This is a genomic window from Plantibacter sp. LMC-P-059a, assembly GCF_030209505.1.
Classification (GTDB): Bacteria; Actinomycetota; Actinomycetes; order Actinomycetales; family Microbacteriaceae; genus Plantibacter.
Window position 1 is genome coordinate 25,517 of record NZ_JARVRZ010000003.1, and the last position, 17,036, is coordinate 42,552.

A 17,036-nucleotide genomic window follows, 5' to 3' on the forward strand; every position below is an offset into this window, starting at 1 on the left:
GTCGGGGTATGTCATCGATGACATGAACGGGGTATGCTCGCCATGACATCGATGACATGGAGTCATCGTCGGAAGCCGACACGGACGTCGGACCCTGAACGGACACCGCCGTGCACCCTGCTGCGAACCTCGACCCGACCGCCGTCGCGTCCGTGGCCCCCGACGGACTCGTCGCCGGACTGGACCTCGGAAGCACCGGTGTGAAGATCCTCGTGACCGACACCGACGGTGCCGAGGTCCTCATCCACCAACTCCCGACGCCGTGGCTCGCCGGTGCGGGCGGCACGACCGTCATGGAGGCCGCCTCGCTCATCGCGACCGTCCGGGAACTCCTCGACCACGTCGCGGCCGAACTCGCCGACCGCTTCGGACCGGCCGTCCGGGTCCGCGCACTCGCCGTGTCGGGGATGGGGGAGTCCGGGATCGTCCTCGACGCCGTCGGCCGGCCCGTCGCCCCCGCGATCGCCTGGTTCGACCCGCGCGGTGCCGAACAGCTCGCCGCGCTCCCGGCCACGATCGCGGAGCAGTTCGCCGGCCGGACCGGCCTCCCGCTCGGCGTCCAGGTCTCGGTCGTCAAGCTCCTGCACCTGCGGGACGCCGGACTCGACCTCGCGGGAACCCGCTGGCTCAACCTGCCCGAGTACCTCGTCGCAGCGCTCGGCGGCGAGGAGGCCGCGGAGTACTCGCTCTCGTCCCGCACCGGACTCCTCGATCAGGACACGGGCGCCCCCTGGCCCGAACTGCTCGAGCACCTCGGGGTCGACGCCACATTCCTGCCGCCCTTCGTCGACGCCGGCACGCCGCTCGGCTCCGCGGCCGCGCCGTGGGTGCCGGAGGTCTTCGCCGATGCGGCACTGACCGTCGCCGGCCACGACCACCTCGTCTCCGCCGTGTCCACCGGCTCGTTCCCCGCCGAGCGGTACCACGTGTCGATGGGCACCGCCGAGGTCCTCCTGCGCCGACTCGACGCGCCCCTGCCCTTCGCCGCCCGAGAGCGCCTCGCCGAGGTGTTCATCAACTGCGTCCGCCACGTCGTCCCCGGTACCTGGGTGCTCGTCGCCGGGGTGAAGACGGGACTCCTCATGCGCCGTACCCTGCAGCTCGTCGGCGTGACCGAGCGGTCCGGCCGCGACCGCCTCGACGACGCGGTGATGGAGCTGCCCGTCGAGGGTCGCCTCGCGGACGGCGACATCGTCGTCTCCGGTGCCCGCAACGACGACGGGGTCCTGCACCTGACGGTCCGGGCGGACGGCGCCGACCCCGCTGAGATCTTCGCAGCGGTCCTCCGCCACGGCAACGACGAACTCCGCGTGCTCATCGAGGCCATGGACCGCGAGGTCCCGCCGGCGAGCTCGGCCCTCCTCACGGGCGGGTGGGCCGGCATGCGTTCGGTCCAACGCGCCCGAGCCGCCGTCCTGCCCGGGATCCAGGTCTCCGACCGGTCCCAGGACACCGCTTACGGCGCCACCGTCTTCGCCCGTTCCCTCCTCGAGCCGGCCGTCTCCGGTCGCGCCCGTCCCTGAACCGTCCGTCCGCCCAGCCCACCCACCGAACCCATCCACCCACCGGTCGACCTCGACCGGCCCGCAGCATCCGACGCGACCGCGTCGGCACCCGACCCCATCCGAAGCACAAGGAGCACCTGATGAACGCAGTAGCCACCCGCACCAACGAGCTCACGACGCTCGAACGCCGTGCCATGTCCACGATCAGCACCCCGGCCGGTGGCATGCTCATCGTCGCCGGCGACCAGCGCAACGGCATGAAGGCCGTCATGAAGGACGCGCCGAACGGTGCAGCCGGCATCAGCCGTGACGAGCTCGCCGAGGCGAAGAGCGACCTCGTGCGCTTCCTCGGCAACCACGCGCCAGCCATCCTCCTCGACCCCGAGGTCGCCCTCCCGCTCGTCGTCGACGAGCGCACCCTCTCCCGCACCACGGGCCTCGTGGTCGGCATGGACTCCTCCGGCTTCGACACCGAGAACGGTCTGCGTCGCACCAAGTACGTGCCCGGTATGGACGCCCGCAAGGTCCGTGAGCTCGGTGGCGACGCCGCGAAGATGCTCTTCTACCTGCGCTCCGACCAGCGCGAGGCGGAGCAGGTCGTCATCGACGAGATCGCCCGCCTCGTCGCGGAGTGCTCGGCCGAGGGTGTGCTCCTCATCGTCGAGATCCTCGTCTACCAGCTCGACGGCGAGAGCGACGAGGCCTACGCCGAGATCTTCCCCGAACTCGTTCGCGGTGCCGCGGAGATCTCCGTCGCCGCCGGTTCCAAGGTCCTGAAGCTGCAGTACCCGGGTTCGGCCGAGGCGGCCGCCGCCGTGACCGAGGCCGCCGCCGGTGTGCCGTGGGCCGTCCTCTCGGCCGGTGTCGACCACGAGACCTTCGTCGGTCAGGTCCGCACCGCGGTCGAGAACGGTGCCGGTGGCGCCATGGCCGGTCGCTCGCTGTGGAAGGATAGCCTTTCGATCTCGTCGGCCACGCGCGAGGAACTGCTCACGAACCGTGCGCTGCCCCGCCTCCGCGAGCTCGAGCAGGTCATCGAGACCGCCCTCGCCGGACGCTGACGCCTCGCGGGCGGTGGCCGAGGTCACCGCCCGCGCACGTCCACCCGTCGAACCGGCACCATCCCCGAGGAGCACCCATGGCCACGATGCAGGACGTGGCGTCCCTCGCGGGAGTGAGCTCGAAGACGGTCTCACGGGTCTTCAACGACGACCCGCACGTCCTCCCCGAGACGCGGTCCCGGGTCGAGACGGCGATGCGGGAGTTGAACTACGTCCCGAACGTGCTGGCGCGGACCTTCCGTGCCGGTCGATCCTCCTCCGTCGGTGTCGCCGTCCCCGATGTCGTCGACCCGTTCTTCGCCGCGGTCGTCCGCGCGGTGGAGGAGATCTGCTCACGCTCGGGCATCACCACGCTCGTGACGAGCATCGGCGACGACCCCTCGCGTGAGCGTGCCGTGCTCGACTCCTTGCTGCGCTCGCAGCTCATGGGGCTCGTGCTCGCACCCGTCGCCGAGGACCAGTCGTGGCTCGCGCCCTGGGCCGAGCACACGCCCATCGTGTTCGTCGACCGGGCGCCCGGCGGACTCGACGCCGACAGCTTCGTCGAGGACGACCACCGCGGTGCCTACCTCGCGACGAGGCATCTCCTCGAGCACGGTCACACCAGGGTCGCCTTCGTCGCCGACGCCGCACATCCACCGAGCACTCGACGCCGGCTCGAGGGCTACCGGTCCGCGCTCGCCGAGCACGACATCGCGCTCGACGACAGCCTCGTGAGCCTCGACGCGACGGACCGTGCGCCGGCCGCCGCCGTCCTCGACGGACTGCTCGCCCTCGCCGACCCGCCCACGGCCCTGTTCTCGGCGAACGCGCGCGTGACGATGGCGCTCGTCCCGGCGCTCCGCTCGCGGGGGATCGCCTCGCTCGGCTTCGGCGACTTCCCGATGGCCGACCAGCTCGACCCCGCGGTCAGCGTCATCGAGCAGGATCCCGCCCGGCTGGGGCGACTGGCCGCCACCCGGGCGCTCGCCCGCTTCGGCGACGCGGACGCCCCGCACGAGCGGAGCACCGTCGTGCCCGTCGGGCTGCTGCTGCGGGAGTCCTGCGGCTGCCACCTCGAGAGCTGATCCCCCGACCGACGGATGCGGCGCCGCCTGTTGGTCCGTAGCGTTGGAGGCTGCACACGACGCTCGGGGGAGACATCATGCACGGTTCGGACGGAACGACGAACGGGGGAGGCTGGGCGCCGGTGGGTCCGCCCGTCGCTCGGCCTGTGGCACCGCAGCATGACGTGGGAGCGGCGGAACCGGCCGGAGCGCCGGTGCTCGGTGCGGCCGGCCGAGCGGCGCTCGCGCAGCAACCTGAGTCGGTCATCGACCGCCAGCGCCGCCGCAACCGGGAGGCGGCGCCGATCCTGCCGTCGCGGGTCCCGTGGGTCGCGGTGATCGTCTTCACGGTCTTGGCGATCGGGCTCGCCTGGCTCGTCGCGTCCCCGCTGTGGTTGTCGGGCGAGGGGCTCGCGAACCCCTGGTTCCAGCTCATCGCGCTCGGCATGATGTACACGCCGACGGTCGCGGCGGTCGTCGTGGTCTGTTTCGTCGCCCGGCCGCGGAGCATCCCGCGGCTGCTCGGCCTCGCGCCCCTGCGTCCGCTCGCCCGCACCCTCGGGCTGTGCGTCGCGGCCCTCGTCGGCTTCCCGGTGCTCGCGTTCGGCGCCATGCTGCTCGGGCAGGCCATGGGCCTCATCACCCTCGACCTCGTCGACCTCTCCGGGCTCGCCGCCATCCTGGCCGCGTCCGGTGCCGGGGAGCCCTCGCGCGACCAGCTCACCACGATCGCCCTCGCCCAGCTCCTCACCCTGCCGATCAGCGTGCTCGTGGCCTCGCTGTCCGCGTTCGGCGAGGAGCTCGGCTGGCGGGGCTGGCTGCTGCCGAACCTGCTGCCCCTCGGCACCTGGCCGGCCCTCCTCGTCTCCGGGGCGATCTGGGGCGTGTGGCACGCACCGCTCATCCTCCTCGGGTACAACTACCAGCGGACGGACGTCGTCGGCGTACTCCTCATGGTGGGCTGGTGCATGCTCCTCGGCGTCGTCATCGGGTGGTTGCGACTGCGCTCCGCCTCGGTCTGGCCGGCCGTGATCGCGCACGGTGCCGTGAACGCCGCCGTCGGGGCGCTCCTCCTGTTCGCCAGCCCCACCTCCATGCAGGACACCGGGAGCGTCTTCGGCACCCTGCTCGGCTGGCCGGGCTGGATCCTGCTCGCCGTGGTGGCGCTCGTCCTCGTCGTCACCGGCCAGTTCGGCAAGCGTGCGGTGCCCGGGCTGCGTGCCTCCGAGGTCTCCGCGCCCGTGAGCTGACCCGCCGACGCATGCGCACGGCGTATGTGTCGCGCCGAGCAGGCTGCTTGTCCGGCTCTTCGACACTTGGTGCACTGGGATGATGCGCAGACCCGAGCTCCCCGAGGCGCCCACTCGCCCACACACCGCCCACACCCCCCGTCACGGTCGTGCTGCGAGCCCCCGGGTCCGCCGACGACGCCTCATCGTCGGCATCGCCGGCGGTCTGGTGCTCGCGCTCCTCGGAGGCATCGGAGCCCTCGCGCTCCGGCTGCAGGGCAACCTCAGCTCCGAGGCGATCGCCGCTCCGACCGGCCGCGCGACCGAGTCGGCGGAGCCTGGCGCACCGGACCCGGCGATCAACGTCCTGCTCCTCGGCTCCGACAGTCGTGACCTCGCGCTCGGCGACTACGGCGAGGACACCGGCACCAAGCGCAGCGACGCGATGGTGCTCGTGCACGTGTCCGCGGGCAACACCCGGATCGACGCGATGCAGATCCCACGAGACACGCTGACCGACCTGTCGATGTGCACGGACACCGGGCGGGGGACACCCGACGACTACGGCATGGTGAACGCGGCACTCAACTCCGGGGCCGCCTGCTCGGTCGCCGCGGTGCAGGCGATGACCGGTGTGCCGATCGACCACTTCGTCGAGCTCGACTTCAGCGGCTTCCAGGCGATCGTCAACGGCATGGACGGCTTGGCGGTGTGCCTGCCGACGGACATGGAAGACCCCTACTCGAACCTCGCCCTGCCCGCCGGCGCGCAGGTGATCGACGGGACGCAGGCGCTCGCGCTCGCCCGCACGCGACACGCGGTCGGCGACGGCAGCGACATCTCGCGCCTCGGCAACCAGCAGATGGTGATGTCCGCGATCGTGCAGCGGGCGCTGAGCGCCGAGGTGCTCACCCGGCCGGACCGACTCATCCGCTTCCTGGACGCGGTCACGTCCTCGCTCACCGTCGACACGGCGCTCGGCGACCTCGCGAGCCTCACCTCCCTCGCGCACCGGGTCTCACAGGTACCCGCGTCGGCCATCACCTTCCTGACGATGCCGTGGACCGAGGCGCCGTCGGACGCGAACCGGGTGGTGCCGAGCGAGGATGCGACGGTCGTCTTCTCGAGCCTCGCCACGGATGTCCCGGTGCCGATCGCGGGAGCCGCCGACGCGTCCCCGGCCGAGCCGGTCACGCCGCTCGAACCGGTGCGGGTCGAGGCGGTCAGCGTCTTCAACGGCTCGCAGACGAACGGGATCGCGACGGCGACGGCCGACCGACTGACTGCTCTCGGCTACGCCGTCGCGTCGATCGGCGACGCGGAGACGGACTCCCCGGTCACCATCCTGCTCGCACGCGACTCGGACGCGGCGCGGGCGACGGCCGCCTCCCTCGCGCAGGAGCTGGGGATCGCCGTCGTCGTGAGCGGTGAACCCGGGCCCGACGAGGAGGACGTCGTGCTCGTCATCGGTGACGACTTCGCCGCACTGACCGAGGCCGCCGGGCAAGCACAAGCGCCGGCGCCGGTCGAGGTCGAGTCCCGCAACGCCGCCGCGGACCTCTGCGGCTGACGCGGGGGCGCATCACCGCCCGGGCGAGGCCTGTTCCGTCAGGCGCAGGAACGCGCTCACGGCGGGCGTCCCGACGGTGTCGTGGCGGACCAGCAGCCCGATGCTCCGCGTGACCGGCGTCGGGAACCGGCGGACCCGCGCGCCGTTCGCCGCAGCCCAGTCCGCGAGCCGCTCGGGGACCACGGTCAGTCCGACGCCGGCGGTCGCGAAGCGGGTGAGCGCATCGCGTTGGGTCGTCACGATGACCCGCGGCGGCTGCGCGCCGAAGCGGGCGTAGGCCTCCTCGGTCACGGTCCGCATCGACGTCCCGCGCGGGAGGGTCACGAGGGTGTGCGCAGCCAGCTCCTCGCCGGTGATGGTCGGCGGGGTGTGGTCGGCCTCGCGCTCGGCGTCGGTCCTGAGGCCGGGGAGGACGATCGCGAAGCGCTGTTCCTCGAGGAGCCGCACCTCGACGCCGGGACCGACGGCGGCCACATCGGCCACGCCGAGGTCGATGCGCCCGAGGTCGATGGCCTCGAGCAGCTCGGCCGAGTCGACGGCGCCTGTGACCTCGATGCGGACGTCGGGGTGTGCGGCGTGGAACCGGGCGACGAGCTCCGGGACGTGGGTCGCGACGAGCGAGGGGAGCGCGCCGATCCGGAGCGTGCCGACGGTGAGCGCGTGCTGGGCGTCGGCGAGTGCGCGGAGCCCGTTCGCCTCCTGGAGCATCCGCCTCGCCGGGCCGAGCACCGACCGTCCGGCATCGGTGACCTGCATGCGCCGACCGACCCGGGTGAAGAGCGCGAGCCCGAGCTCGGCCTCGCAGCGTTGGATGCGTCGCGTGAGCGAGGGCTGCGAGATCCTGAGGACGTCGGCGGCGGCAGCGTACGAGCCGTAGTCGACCACGGCGACGACGGCTTCGAGCTGTTCGAGGTTCACCGGCAGACTTCGTACACGTGGTCGGCGGCGTCGGACGGGGCGAGGTCGCGGTCGCGCAGGATCGTCGAGAACGGGACCTGCGGGTCGGCGCACACCTCGTCGAAGGTGCCGCGCAGATCGTCGGTGTACTCGATGTCGAGCACGGCCCCGCCGTACACCTCGGTGTAGGTGCCGCACTCGTCGAAGCGGTGGCACTCCTCGGCCACGGCGAAATCGAATCCGACGTCGTCCCGTCCCCGCGTGCCGAGGTCGCCGGCGTTCTTCTGCCCGATGAGAAGGCCCGCGTCGTGGGCGAGGTCGGCGTAGCGGGTGGCGAGGGCCATCGCGTCGTCCACGGTGAGTCGGCCGTCGGACCGCGTGTACGAGTCGAGGTTGTCGATCTCGACGGCGTCGAAGCCGGCGTCGGCGCAGCGGGTGATGCTCGTGCCGACCCGTTCGGCGATGCGGGCGCGTCGGTCGTCAGTGGAGAGGTCGAAGATCAGCTCGTCGGGCCAGTTCTCGTCGATGATCGGTTCGCCCGCCTCGTCGGTGAGCACGAGGTCCGGCTCGGCGAGCCACGCGTCGCGATCGGCCGGCTGGCTCTGGAAGCCGTTCACGTAGCAGATCGAATACCGGTCCGGGTCCGGGGTGTCCGTGCTGTCGCGGACGACGCCACCCACGCCGGCGGCCGGTTCGTATCCGCCGCCGAGCTGGTAGTCGAACACGATGTCCGTTGGGAACCCGCTGGCCGCGGTGGCCGATCCGCTGCTGGAGGCGGCCTCGCTCTGGGGAGATGAGCAACCGGCGGCGACGAGCACGACGGCGAGGACGCCGGCGGCCGCGAGGGCCGTGCGGGCACGGAGGTGGGGGAACGGCATGCGACCAGCCTAGGTCCCGGGCCCGGGCACGCCGGAGGGCGCCGTCCACACGTCCACGGAGCGGGTACCGTTGGGGGCATGAAGTATCTGGTGCTGTTCGCCGCGGGTGCCGCGCTCATCCTCCTCGGGATCGTCTTCGCGCTGCTCCTGGAGCTGCCCGTCGGGTTCCGGATCGCGGGGCTCGTCGCCATGCTGCTCGGCACCGTGGTCATGGGCGTGAACGTCGGCCTGCAGTTCTTCGACCGCCGCCGCGAGCGGGCCCGCCGCCTCTGACGCCCGCCGGCGCAAGCGCCTGACGCCGCCCGATCCCGCGCGTTACCCTCGAAGCCACCCGCCTCAGCCGAAGCGGGACGACAACCGGGAGGCTTCGTGGCGCGCGCGCTCTTCATCATCGACGTACAGAACGACTTCACCGAGGGCGGTGCGCTCGGGGTGACCGGTGGCGAGAACGTCGCCGCAGGGATCACGCAGCTCCTCGCTGAACACGGGGACGACTACGCGCACGTGTTCGCCTCCCGCGACTGGCACGACGCCGAGGGCGACAACGGCGGTCACTTCGCCGCGGGCGAGCCCGACTACACGACCACCTGGCCCGTGCACTGCGTCGCCGGGAGCGAGGGTGCCGAGTACCACCACGCGCTCGACACCAAGGCGGTCGACACCCACATCCGGAAGGGGCAGGGAGCCCACGGGTACTCGATCTTCGAGGGCGTCACCCCCGAGGGCCGACGCTTGGAGGAGGTCCTCGCGGACGCCCAGGTCACGGAGGTCGACGTCGTGGGCCTGGCGACCGACTACTGCGTCCGCCGGAGCGCCCTCGACGCCATCGGGCACGGCCTGCAGGTCCGGGTGCTCACCGAGCTGGTGGCACCGGTCGACGAGGCTGCCGGAGCGGCGGCGCTCGCCGAGATCGCCGAGGCCGGGGGAGTGATCGTCACGCGCTGAGACCCTGCCGGACCAGACTCGTACACGCCACCCGTCGCAGATAGTAAGCTAGCTGCATAATATTCGGGACAGGGCGAGGACGGGGCATGCGCATGACGCACGGGCGACACGGTGAGGCATCGACGACCACGGCGCCGCGGCGGGATCGGAACGGGGCGCCGCGCTGGCTGCGCATCCTGCTGCCCGCGGTCCTCATCCTCCTGTGGCTCACCGCGGCCGGCGTCGGCGGGCCGTACTTCGGCAAGGTGAGCGAGGTCGCGACCAACGACCAGACGAGCTTCCTCCCCGCGAGCGCCGACGCCACCGAGGTGCAGGCCGCGCTCGACGGGTTCCGTGACGGCGACGACATCCCGGCCCTCGTGCTGTTCGTGCGGGAGGGCGGGATCACCGCCGACGACCGCTCCGCCATCGACGACGAGCTCACGACGATCGCTTCGACCGAGGGCGTCGCCGACGGCGTCTCACCGGCCATCCCCTCGGAGGACGGCGAGGCGCTCGAGGCCTTCGTGCCGATCAGCGGCGACGCGGAGGTCGGCGACGTCGTCGAGGCCCTGCGCGCACAGCTCGCGGACGCGATGCCGTCGGGGGTCGAGGTCTTCGTCACCGGTCCCGCCGGTTTCACCGCCGACCTGACGGCCGCCTTCGCCGGCATCGACGGCATCCTGCTCCTCACCGCTCTCGGCGCCGTCTTCCTCATCCTCATCGTCGTCTACCGGTCGCCGGTGTTGCCGTTCCTCGTGCTCGGCACCTCGCTCTTCGCCCTCTGCACGGCGCTCCTCACCGTGTGGTGGCTCGCCAAGGCCGGCATCGTGCTCCTGAACGGTCAGGTGCAGGGCATCCTGTTCATCCTCGTGATCGGCGCGGCGACGGACTACTCGCTGCTGTACGTCTCGCGGTACCGGGAGGCGCTCCGCGACCACGAGCGGCGATGGGATGCCACGTGGGCGGCGCTCCGCGGTTCCCTCGAACCGATCGTCGCCTCGGGAGGCACCGTGATCGCGGGGCTGCTCTGCCTGCTGCTCAGCGATCTGAACTCGAACAAGGCACTCGGGCCGGTGGCTGCGATCGGCATCGTCTTCTCCGTGCTCGCCGCACTCACCTTCCTGCCGGCCCTGCTCCTCGCCTGCGGCCGCAGCTCCTTCTGGCCGCTGCGCCCGAAGGTCGGCAGCGAGCACCGGGTGCAGGTCGCGACGGACGACGACGACGCGGTGCCGACCACCGGCCTGTGGGGTGGGATCGCCCGCCTCATCTCGCGCCGCGCCCGCGTCGTCTGGATCGGGAGCACCCTCCTCCTCCTGGTCGCGAGTCTCGGCGTCGTCCAACTGCAGGCGGACGGCGTCGCGCAGAGCGACCTCATCCTCGGGACCTCCGAGGCGCGCGACGGACAGCTCGCGCTCGGCGAGCACTTCCCGGCCGGATCGGCGAGCCCTGTCTCCGTCCTCACCAGGGAGGGCGACGCCGCCGAGGTCATCGCCATCTTGGAGGACACCGACGGGCTCGACGACGTCCAGGTGCTGGCGAGCGGCACGGCGACCGGCACCGCGGACGCGACCGTGCGCGACGGGGAGGCGGTGTTCACCGCGCCACCCACCGGTCCTCCCGGGGCTGCTGCGACGTCGGCCGAGCCCACCGTCGACGACGGCCGGATCGTGCTCCAGGCGACCCTCGACACGGCACCCGATTCCGCAGCCGCTGAAGAGACCGTGCGACAGCTGCGCGCCGACCTCGACGCCGCCGTCGGCTCCCACACACCGGTCGGCGGAGTCACCGCGACCGCGATCGACTCGAACGACGCCGCCATCCACGACCGGAACCTCATCATCCCCGTGGTGCTCGTCGTCATCCTCCTCATCCTCATGCTGCTCCTGCGCTCGGTCCTCGCGCCGGTCCTGCTCATCCTCAGCGTGGTCGTGTCCTTCGGGGCGGCGCTCGGGGTCTCCGCCCTCGTGTTCAACCACGTCCTCAGGTTCCCCGGCGCGGATCCGAGTGTCCCGCTCTACGGCTTCGTCTTCCTCGTCGCGCTCGGGATCGACTACAACATCTTCCTCATGACGCGGGTGCGCGAAGAGTCGCTCCGGGTCGGCACGAGAGCCGGGGTGTTGCGCGGTCTCGCGATCACGGGCGGGGTGATCACCTCGGCCGGCCTCGTCCTCGCGGCCACCTTCGCCGCGCTCGGCGTGATCCCGATCCTGTTCCTCGCGCAGATCGCCTTCATCGTCGCGTTCGGCGTCCTCCTCGACACGATCATCGTCCGGACCCTGCTCGTCCCGGCCCTCAGCCATGACATCGGCAGCGCCATCTGGTGGCCGTCGAAGCTCGCGAAGGGACGCGTCGAGCACCGGCACGCCGCCTGAGCGAGGGTTCGCTGTCTCCGGTCACTGAGCTTGTCGAAGTGCCCCGGACGAGCTCCTCCCCGCAAGGGTCTCGGCCCCGGACGTCCTACCCCTGCTCGGCGAGGAACGCCAGGACCGCGTCCTTGAACACCCGGGAGGACACAGCGTTGAAGTGCTCGCGGCCGGGCAGGCCGACGTACCGCGCTCCGGCCGCCTCTGCGAGGCGCCGACTGCCGTCCGCGACCGCGTCGTCGTCCCCCGTCACGAGGAGCATCGGGAGGGGCGGCACCTCGGCCGTGGTCGGCTGCGGACCGCCGCGGAGGCCCTCCACCAGGGCGATCAGGGCTTGGACGTCGTTGCCGGGGACCCCCTCCGCCATCGACACGTACGTCTCCGTGAGGCGGTGCGTGATCGTCGCGCCGGTCCTGACGCGGAGTCGGGCCTCGTCGAGGTCGAAGCCGCGGAGCGAGTCGCCCTCGGGGAGCCCGCCGAGGCTGAGCGAGCGGACACGGTCGGGGTGCCGGACACCCAACCGCCAGCCCACCCGCGAGCCGAGCGAGTAGCCGAGGTAGTGCGGTTCGTCGACGCTGTAGCCGTCGAGCACGGTGAGGACGTCGTCGACGAGGCCGTCGAGTCGGTAGGCGCTCGGATCCGTCGGCTTGTCGGAAGCGCCGTGGCCGCGCTGGTCGATCGTCACCAGCCGATACCCGGCTCGCGTGAGGGTCCTGGTCCACCCCGCGAGGTCCCAGTTCAGTCCGGCACTCGAAGCGAAGCCGTGGACGGCGACGACCGTCTCCGCGCGGTCCGCCTCGGCCGCCGGCTCGTGCACGTAGGTGGCGATCCGGAACCCGTCCGACGACATGACGTAGGTGGGCGCGATCGGCTCAGGCTGGGGAAGCACCCGACCACGATACTCGCCGCGGGGAGCGGTTCGGCACGCGCCGGACGAGTCGTCGCGACGTGGCTCAGTCGACGGCGATCGGGCGAGGCCCCTGGTGCATCATCTCCGACAGGTACGGTGCGACGACGCTCGTGGAGATGCGGCAGTCGAGCAGGAGGACGCCGTCCGCCCCGGCGTGGACCCAGTCGGTGAGGCCGTCGAGGTCGGCGAGGGTGTCGATCGTGAGGCCCTGACCGCCGAGCGCACGGGCGAGCGCGGCGAAGTCCACCTCGTCGATGAGCATGGGGGCCTGGTCGAGTCCGCGTGAGCCGTACTGGTGGACCTCGGCGCCGTACGCGGCGTCGTTGAAGACCACGACCACGCCGCTCCGGACCGTGCGGATGACGGTGTCGAGGTCGGGGAGCGCCATGAGGCCGCCCCCGTCGCCCGTGCAGAGGACGGTCGTGCCGGGGTGCCCGACCGCGGCCGCACCGACGGCGCTCGGGAAGCCGAGCCCGATGGTCTGGTAGGCGGTGCCGACCATGACGAGGCGGTCGGGGGAGGGGATGTCGAGGTAGCTCGGTGCCCAACCGATGAAGTGGCCACCGTCCTGGACGACCGTGCGGTCCTGCGGCAGCAGTTCGTTCAGCCGATGCGCGAGGCTGCGGGGGTCGAGTCGGCCGTCGGCGCACACGCCGACGCCGGGATCACGGTCGAGGTGGGGTGCCGGTCGGACGGCGCCTCCGGCGGTGAACCAGCCGGAACCTGCCACGCCGTCCAGGCGATCGAGCAGACCGGCGGCGGCGAGCGCTGCGTCTCCACGGACGAGTTCGTCCACCCGGGCGTTCGTCGGAGCGTCGGCGAGGTCCACCTGGATCACGTGCGCCTCGGGCGAGAACGCCTCGCCGAACCGCATCGTGAACTGGTTGAGGCCGGCGCCCACGACGAGGACGACGTCCGCATCGGCGATGGTCCGCGCCGCGCGTTCCGTCGCGAAGCCTCCGGCGACGCCGAGGTCGCGGTCGCTCGCCCCGAACAGTCCGAGTCCGAGCGCCGTGGTCGCGGTGTAGGCGTCCAGACGTTCCGCGAGCTCCCCGAGGACGGGGCCGGCGTCGGCCAGCCAGGCACCACGGCCGGCGAGGATGAGCGGTCGACGCGCGGAGCGCAGGGCGGCTGCCGCGGTGTCCAGTCGCCGCGCGACCGGTTCGACGCGGGACGGCCGGACGAGGGCGGGGTGATGCGGCGTGCCGTCGGCCCGCAGCGGTTCGTCCGACGCCGCGGCGGCGAGGTCGTACGGGATCGCGAGCACGACGGCCGTCCGACGGTGGACGGCGTGTTCGATGGCCCGCAGGGTGGTCGCGGTGGCGTCGTCGCGGCCAACGGTGAAGGTGGGCGCTCCGAGCCCGGCGGCGATCTGGAACTGGTCGACGTCCCATGGCCTCGTGCCGGTCGTGGGCGCGTCCCCGACGACGAGGACGAGGGGGATCCGCGCCATGACCGCTTCGGCGAGCGGGGTCAGGGTGTTGGTGAATCCGGCGCCGTAGGTCGCCGTGGCGGCGGCCAGGGCACCACCGGCGCGGACGTAGGCGTCGGCCGCGGCGACCCCGCCGGCTTCGTGCCGCATCGCCGTGATGCGCGTGCCGGTGGCGGCGAGGGCGTCGAGGAAGTGGGCGTTGCCGTTCCCCATGACCCCGAACACGTCGGAGACGTGGCGGCTGAGGGCCTGGGCCACGCGGGCGGAGACGGTGGACGGGGTGACCGCGGGAACGATCGACGAAGCGTGTTCGGGCATGGGATTGACCTTCGAGAACGTGGACGGATGGGATTCCGTGTGTGTCTCGCCGGTGCTGACCGCGCTATCGCCCTTTTTTCGAGCAACGACTCCGGTGTCGCGGAGCCTGACGAGCACACTCTACTCCGCGGGGACCCCGCTGCACAGCGCGGTCCCCGCGTCATCCGCTCAACATCCGCGACACCCGCCGGACAGCCCGGCGACGTCCGCTGGAGGCTGTCCTCATGACCCACATCGTGCAGGCCAATGCGGCCGAAGACCTCCTCGCCCTCGTCCCCGGACTCATCGGAAGCACCCCGAGATCAAGTCTCGTCGTCGTCCTCTTCGAGGGTTCCCGCAGTCGCGGCGCCCTCCAGGTGCATCTCCCGGTCGGGACGGACGTCGACCGGCGGGTGGCCGAGGCCGCCGCAGAGCGCGCCCTCGGATTCGCCTGCCGGGCCCCGGGCGTCGACGCCATCGTGCCGGTGCTCTACACGGACGACGCCTTCGGGGCGGGGTCCGAACCGCCGGGCCGGGTCATCGCCGACGCGGTCCTCGAGTTGGCGAGCGCGCACGGGTTCACGGTCAAGGATGCGCTGTGCTCGGCCGTCGACGGCTGGGGCTCATACCTCGATCCCGGACTTCCCTCCGGCGGGAGGTCGCCGGCGATCGTGGCCTCGGCTACGGTGCCGCAGGTCCCACCGCTCCCAGCAGAGCTCGTCACGACCGAGGTGCCGTCAGTGGATCCGGCGACGTTCGCGGCCGTCGACCTCGAGTACCGGGTGCTCAGCGCTCGGCTGGACGCCATGCTCGATGCGGCCACCGATCGCGCCCGCACGAGCTGGCGGATCGATGTCGGAGACACCGTGGAACGACTCGACGGCCTTCCGGAGGTCTTCGAGGATGCCCTCATCCGCGGCGTCGGAGCGATGACCCCTCGGGAGGTGGCCTTCCTGTTGCTCAGCCTGAAGCGCCCATGGGCGAGTGACCTCGCGCTCATGCAGTGGGCGTTCGGGCGAGACCTGGGCGAGGAACTCGATGACGCCGAACGCGCGTACGGGCATCTCCCGATCGGGATGGACGACCCGGAGGTGTTCCACCGGGTCGCCCACCTCCTGGTCGGCGACGGACCGCATCCGGACGTCCAGCGCATCCGGGCGGCGAGCAGCCTGCTCCTCGGCGTCACGGCGCGCGCATCCGAGTCGGCGCGCGTCGCACCGCTCGCCATGCTCGCCTGGCTGTCCTGGGCGCTCGGTCAGAGCAGCCGTGCGGCCGCCTTCCTCGACGAGCTCGACGACGCTGAGCTGGACCATCCACTGGCGTCGACCGTCGCGTCGCTGATCCGCCAGGGGCACCTGCCTGCCTGGGCCTTCCGGCCGTCGGCCGAGCCCGGGGGATCCGTTGTCGCCGCGAACGGTCAGCCCGCCGCGTGACGCTCGAGGAAGTCGTAGACCTCGGAGTCGTCCACGCCCGGGAACGTGCCGCTCGGCAGTGGCGACAGGATGTGCGTGTGCAGGCGGGCACTGGGCCACGCCTGCTCGCGCCACTTGTCGGCGAGGACGGAGGGAGGCCGTCGGCAGCAGGTCGGGTCCGGGCACGTCGACACCGCACGGGTCGTCGTCTCCCGCCCGCGGAACCACTTCGCCTCACCCCAGGGCACGCCGACCGAGATGGAGAACTCGCCGGCCTCCGTGGTGCCGGTCTGCGTCGCGCACCAGAAGGTCCCGGCCGGGGTGTCGGTGTACTGGTAGAGCTCGGTGGTGCGGTTGGTCCGGGCGAAGGCGTTGCGTGCACTCCACTTCCGGCACACGATCTGGCCCTCCACCGCGCCCGTCACGTCGACGGGGAGCGGGAGTTCGTCGTTCTCGTAGGCCTTCGAGATCGCGCCGTCCTCCGAGACGCGCAGGAAGTGCAAGCGCATGTCGAGTCGCGAGGTCGCGAGGTTCGTCAGTCGGAGGGCCGCCGCCTCGTGGGTGACGCCGAAGGCGTCGCGGAAGTCCTCCACGGCCAGGTTGCGGTCGCGCTTGGCCTGCTGCAGGAAGGACACCGCGGCCGTCTGCGGCATGAGCGCCGCCGCCGCGAAGTAGTTGATCTCGAGCCGCTGCCGGAGGAACTCCGCATAACTCGTGGGTCGTTGGTGTCCGAGCAGTCGGTGGGCCATCGCCTGCAGGGCCATGGACCGCAGCCCGTGCCCGCCGGGGATCGACGCCGGCGGCAGGTAGATCCGACCGTTCTCGAGGTCGGTGACGCTCCGAGCCGAGTGCGGGAGGTCGTTGACGTAGATGAGGTCGAAGCCGAGTTGCTCCGCCATGACGCTCACCGTGCGGTGCGTGAGGGCGCCGGTGCTGTGCCCCGCCCGCAGGACGCGGGACTCGGCGAGTTCCTCGATCTCCGGGAGGTGGTTGTCGCGCTCGCGCATCCACTCCCGCAGTTCGGTGTTGGCGCGTCGGGCCTCCTCGGGCGTCGCGATCGCCTCGTTCGCATGCCGTTGCAGTTCGCGGTGCAGCCCGACGAGCGCGCGGAGGGCGTCGTCCGGGATGCCCTTCGATGGCTTCACCTGGGGGAGGGTCAGCTCGCTGTACAGGGCGCTCCGTTGCAGCCGGTCCAGTTCGATCTCCAGCGCAGCACGGGGATTCGGTGCCTCGCTCGAGAGCAGGTCGTTCAACTCGACACCGAGGGCGGCGGTGAGCTCCTGCAGGACCGACAGTTTCGGCTCCCGCTTGCCGTTCTCGATGAGGGAGAGCTGACTCGCGGCCAGACCGACCCGCTCGCCGAGATCGTCGAGGGTGAGACCACGACGCGTCCGGAAGTGGCGGATCCGGCGCCCGAGGGTGAGCAGGTCTGCGGCGGCGTTGCCGGAGGGGTTCGGGGTCATTCCTTCACCATATCGAAAGATCGGGTGTTCTTCACGGCGGTTACCC

14 protein-coding genes are annotated in these 17,036 nt (G+C 71.8%); 9 read left to right on the forward strand and 5 right to left on the reverse strand.

Translation table 11 applies throughout. The features are described from left to right. The first annotated feature begins 110 nt into the window (after positions 1-110). The 5 genes from QRN27_RS07485 to QRN27_RS07505 all read left to right on the forward strand — a co-directional run bounded on the left by QRN27_RS07485 (position 111) and on the right by QRN27_RS07505 (position 6,411). On the forward strand, positions 111-1,523 hold the full coding sequence (locus QRN27_RS07485; protein ID WP_285041441.1) for an FGGY-family carbohydrate kinase: 1,413 nt from the start codon (positions 111-113) through the stop codon (positions 1,521-1,523). Positions 1,524-1,645: 122 nt separating this feature from the next. Beyond that, positions 1,646-2,566, forward strand: a complete 921-nt coding sequence (locus QRN27_RS07490) for a hypothetical protein (protein WP_200936454.1) — start codon at positions 1,646-1,648, stop codon at positions 2,564-2,566. A 77-nt stretch (positions 2,567-2,643) separates the two neighbouring features. After that, positions 2,644-3,633 carry a LacI family DNA-binding transcriptional regulator gene (locus tag QRN27_RS07495; RefSeq protein ID WP_285041443.1) on the forward strand — a complete coding sequence of 330 codons (990 nt, stop codon included), beginning with the start codon at positions 2,644-2,646 and terminating at the stop codon, positions 3,631-3,633. Between the two features lie 146 nt (positions 3,634-3,779). Continuing rightward, positions 3,780-4,862 (forward strand): CPBP family intramembrane glutamic endopeptidase, encoded by a 1,083-nt coding sequence (locus QRN27_RS07500; RefSeq protein ID WP_285041444.1) that lies wholly within the window; start codon positions 3,780-3,782, stop codon positions 4,860-4,862. A gap of 82 nt (positions 4,863-4,944) precedes the next feature. Continuing rightward, the gene (locus tag QRN27_RS07505) at positions 4,945-6,411 is read left to right on the forward strand and encodes an LCP family protein (protein ID WP_285041445.1); all 1,467 of its coding nucleotides are present in this window, start codon (positions 4,945-4,947) and stop codon (positions 6,409-6,411) included. Positions 6,412-6,423: 12 nt separating this feature from the next. Here QRN27_RS07505 and QRN27_RS07510 read toward each other — a convergent pair whose 3' ends face one another. Then, on the reverse strand, positions 6,424-7,329 hold the full coding sequence (locus tag QRN27_RS07510) for a LysR family transcriptional regulator (RefSeq protein ID WP_285041446.1): 906 nt from the start codon (positions 7,327-7,329) through the stop codon (positions 6,424-6,426). Further along, positions 7,326-8,186, reverse strand: coding sequence for an endo alpha-1,4 polygalactosaminidase (locus QRN27_RS07515; protein WP_285041448.1), 861 nt, complete (start codon positions 8,184-8,186; stop codon positions 7,326-7,328). Before QRN27_RS07515 ends, QRN27_RS07510 begins: the two co-directional genes overlap by 4 nt. A 78-nt stretch (positions 8,187-8,264) precedes the next feature. Here QRN27_RS07515 and QRN27_RS07520 point away from each other — a divergent pair, with 78 nt between their 5' ends. The 3 genes from QRN27_RS07520 (at position 8,265) to QRN27_RS07530 (ending at position 11,485) form a co-directional block, all read left to right on the forward strand. Beyond that, positions 8,265-8,459: a hypothetical protein gene (locus QRN27_RS07520; RefSeq protein WP_056012984.1), complete on the forward strand. Its 195-nt coding sequence runs from the start codon at positions 8,265-8,267 to the stop codon at positions 8,457-8,459. A 96-nt stretch (positions 8,460-8,555) separates the two neighbouring features. After that, positions 8,556-9,131: an isochorismatase family protein gene (locus tag QRN27_RS07525; protein ID WP_285041450.1), complete on the forward strand. Its 576-nt coding sequence runs from the start codon at positions 8,556-8,558 to the stop codon at positions 9,129-9,131. Positions 9,132-9,217: 86 nt separating this feature from the next. Then, complete coding sequence (locus tag QRN27_RS07530) at positions 9,218-11,485, forward strand: MMPL family transporter (RefSeq protein WP_285041452.1); 2,268 nt, start codon at positions 9,218-9,220, stop codon at positions 11,483-11,485. Between the two features lie 85 nt (positions 11,486-11,570). On the opposite strand, the gene QRN27_RS07535 is transcribed toward QRN27_RS07530, so the two are convergent. Together QRN27_RS07535 and QRN27_RS07540 are read right to left on the reverse strand one after the other, a co-directional pair. Next, positions 11,571-12,365, reverse strand: coding sequence for an alpha/beta fold hydrolase (locus QRN27_RS07535; protein ID WP_285041453.1), 795 nt, complete (start codon positions 12,363-12,365; stop codon positions 11,571-11,573). Positions 12,366-12,429: 64 nt separating this feature from the next. After that, a complete protein-coding gene (locus tag QRN27_RS07540; protein ID WP_285041454.1) occupies positions 12,430-14,136 on the reverse strand; it encodes a thiamine pyrophosphate-binding protein in 1,707 nt (568 codons plus the stop codon). Between the two features lie 224 nt (positions 14,137-14,360). Between QRN27_RS07540 and QRN27_RS07545 the strand changes: the two genes are divergently transcribed. Continuing rightward, the gene (locus QRN27_RS07545) at positions 14,361-15,548 is read left to right on the forward strand and encodes a DUF4192 family protein (RefSeq protein ID WP_285041455.1); all 1,188 of its coding nucleotides are present in this window, start codon (positions 14,361-14,363) and stop codon (positions 15,546-15,548) included. Here the strand turns inward: QRN27_RS07545 and QRN27_RS07550 are convergent. Beyond that, positions 15,533-16,990 carry a helix-turn-helix domain-containing protein gene (locus QRN27_RS07550; RefSeq protein WP_285041457.1) on the reverse strand — a complete coding sequence of 486 codons (1,458 nt, stop codon included), beginning with the start codon at positions 16,988-16,990 and terminating at the stop codon, positions 15,533-15,535. The two genes, QRN27_RS07545 and QRN27_RS07550, sit on opposite strands and share 16 nt — an antisense overlap. Between the last annotated feature and the right edge of the window lie 46 nt (positions 16,991-17,036).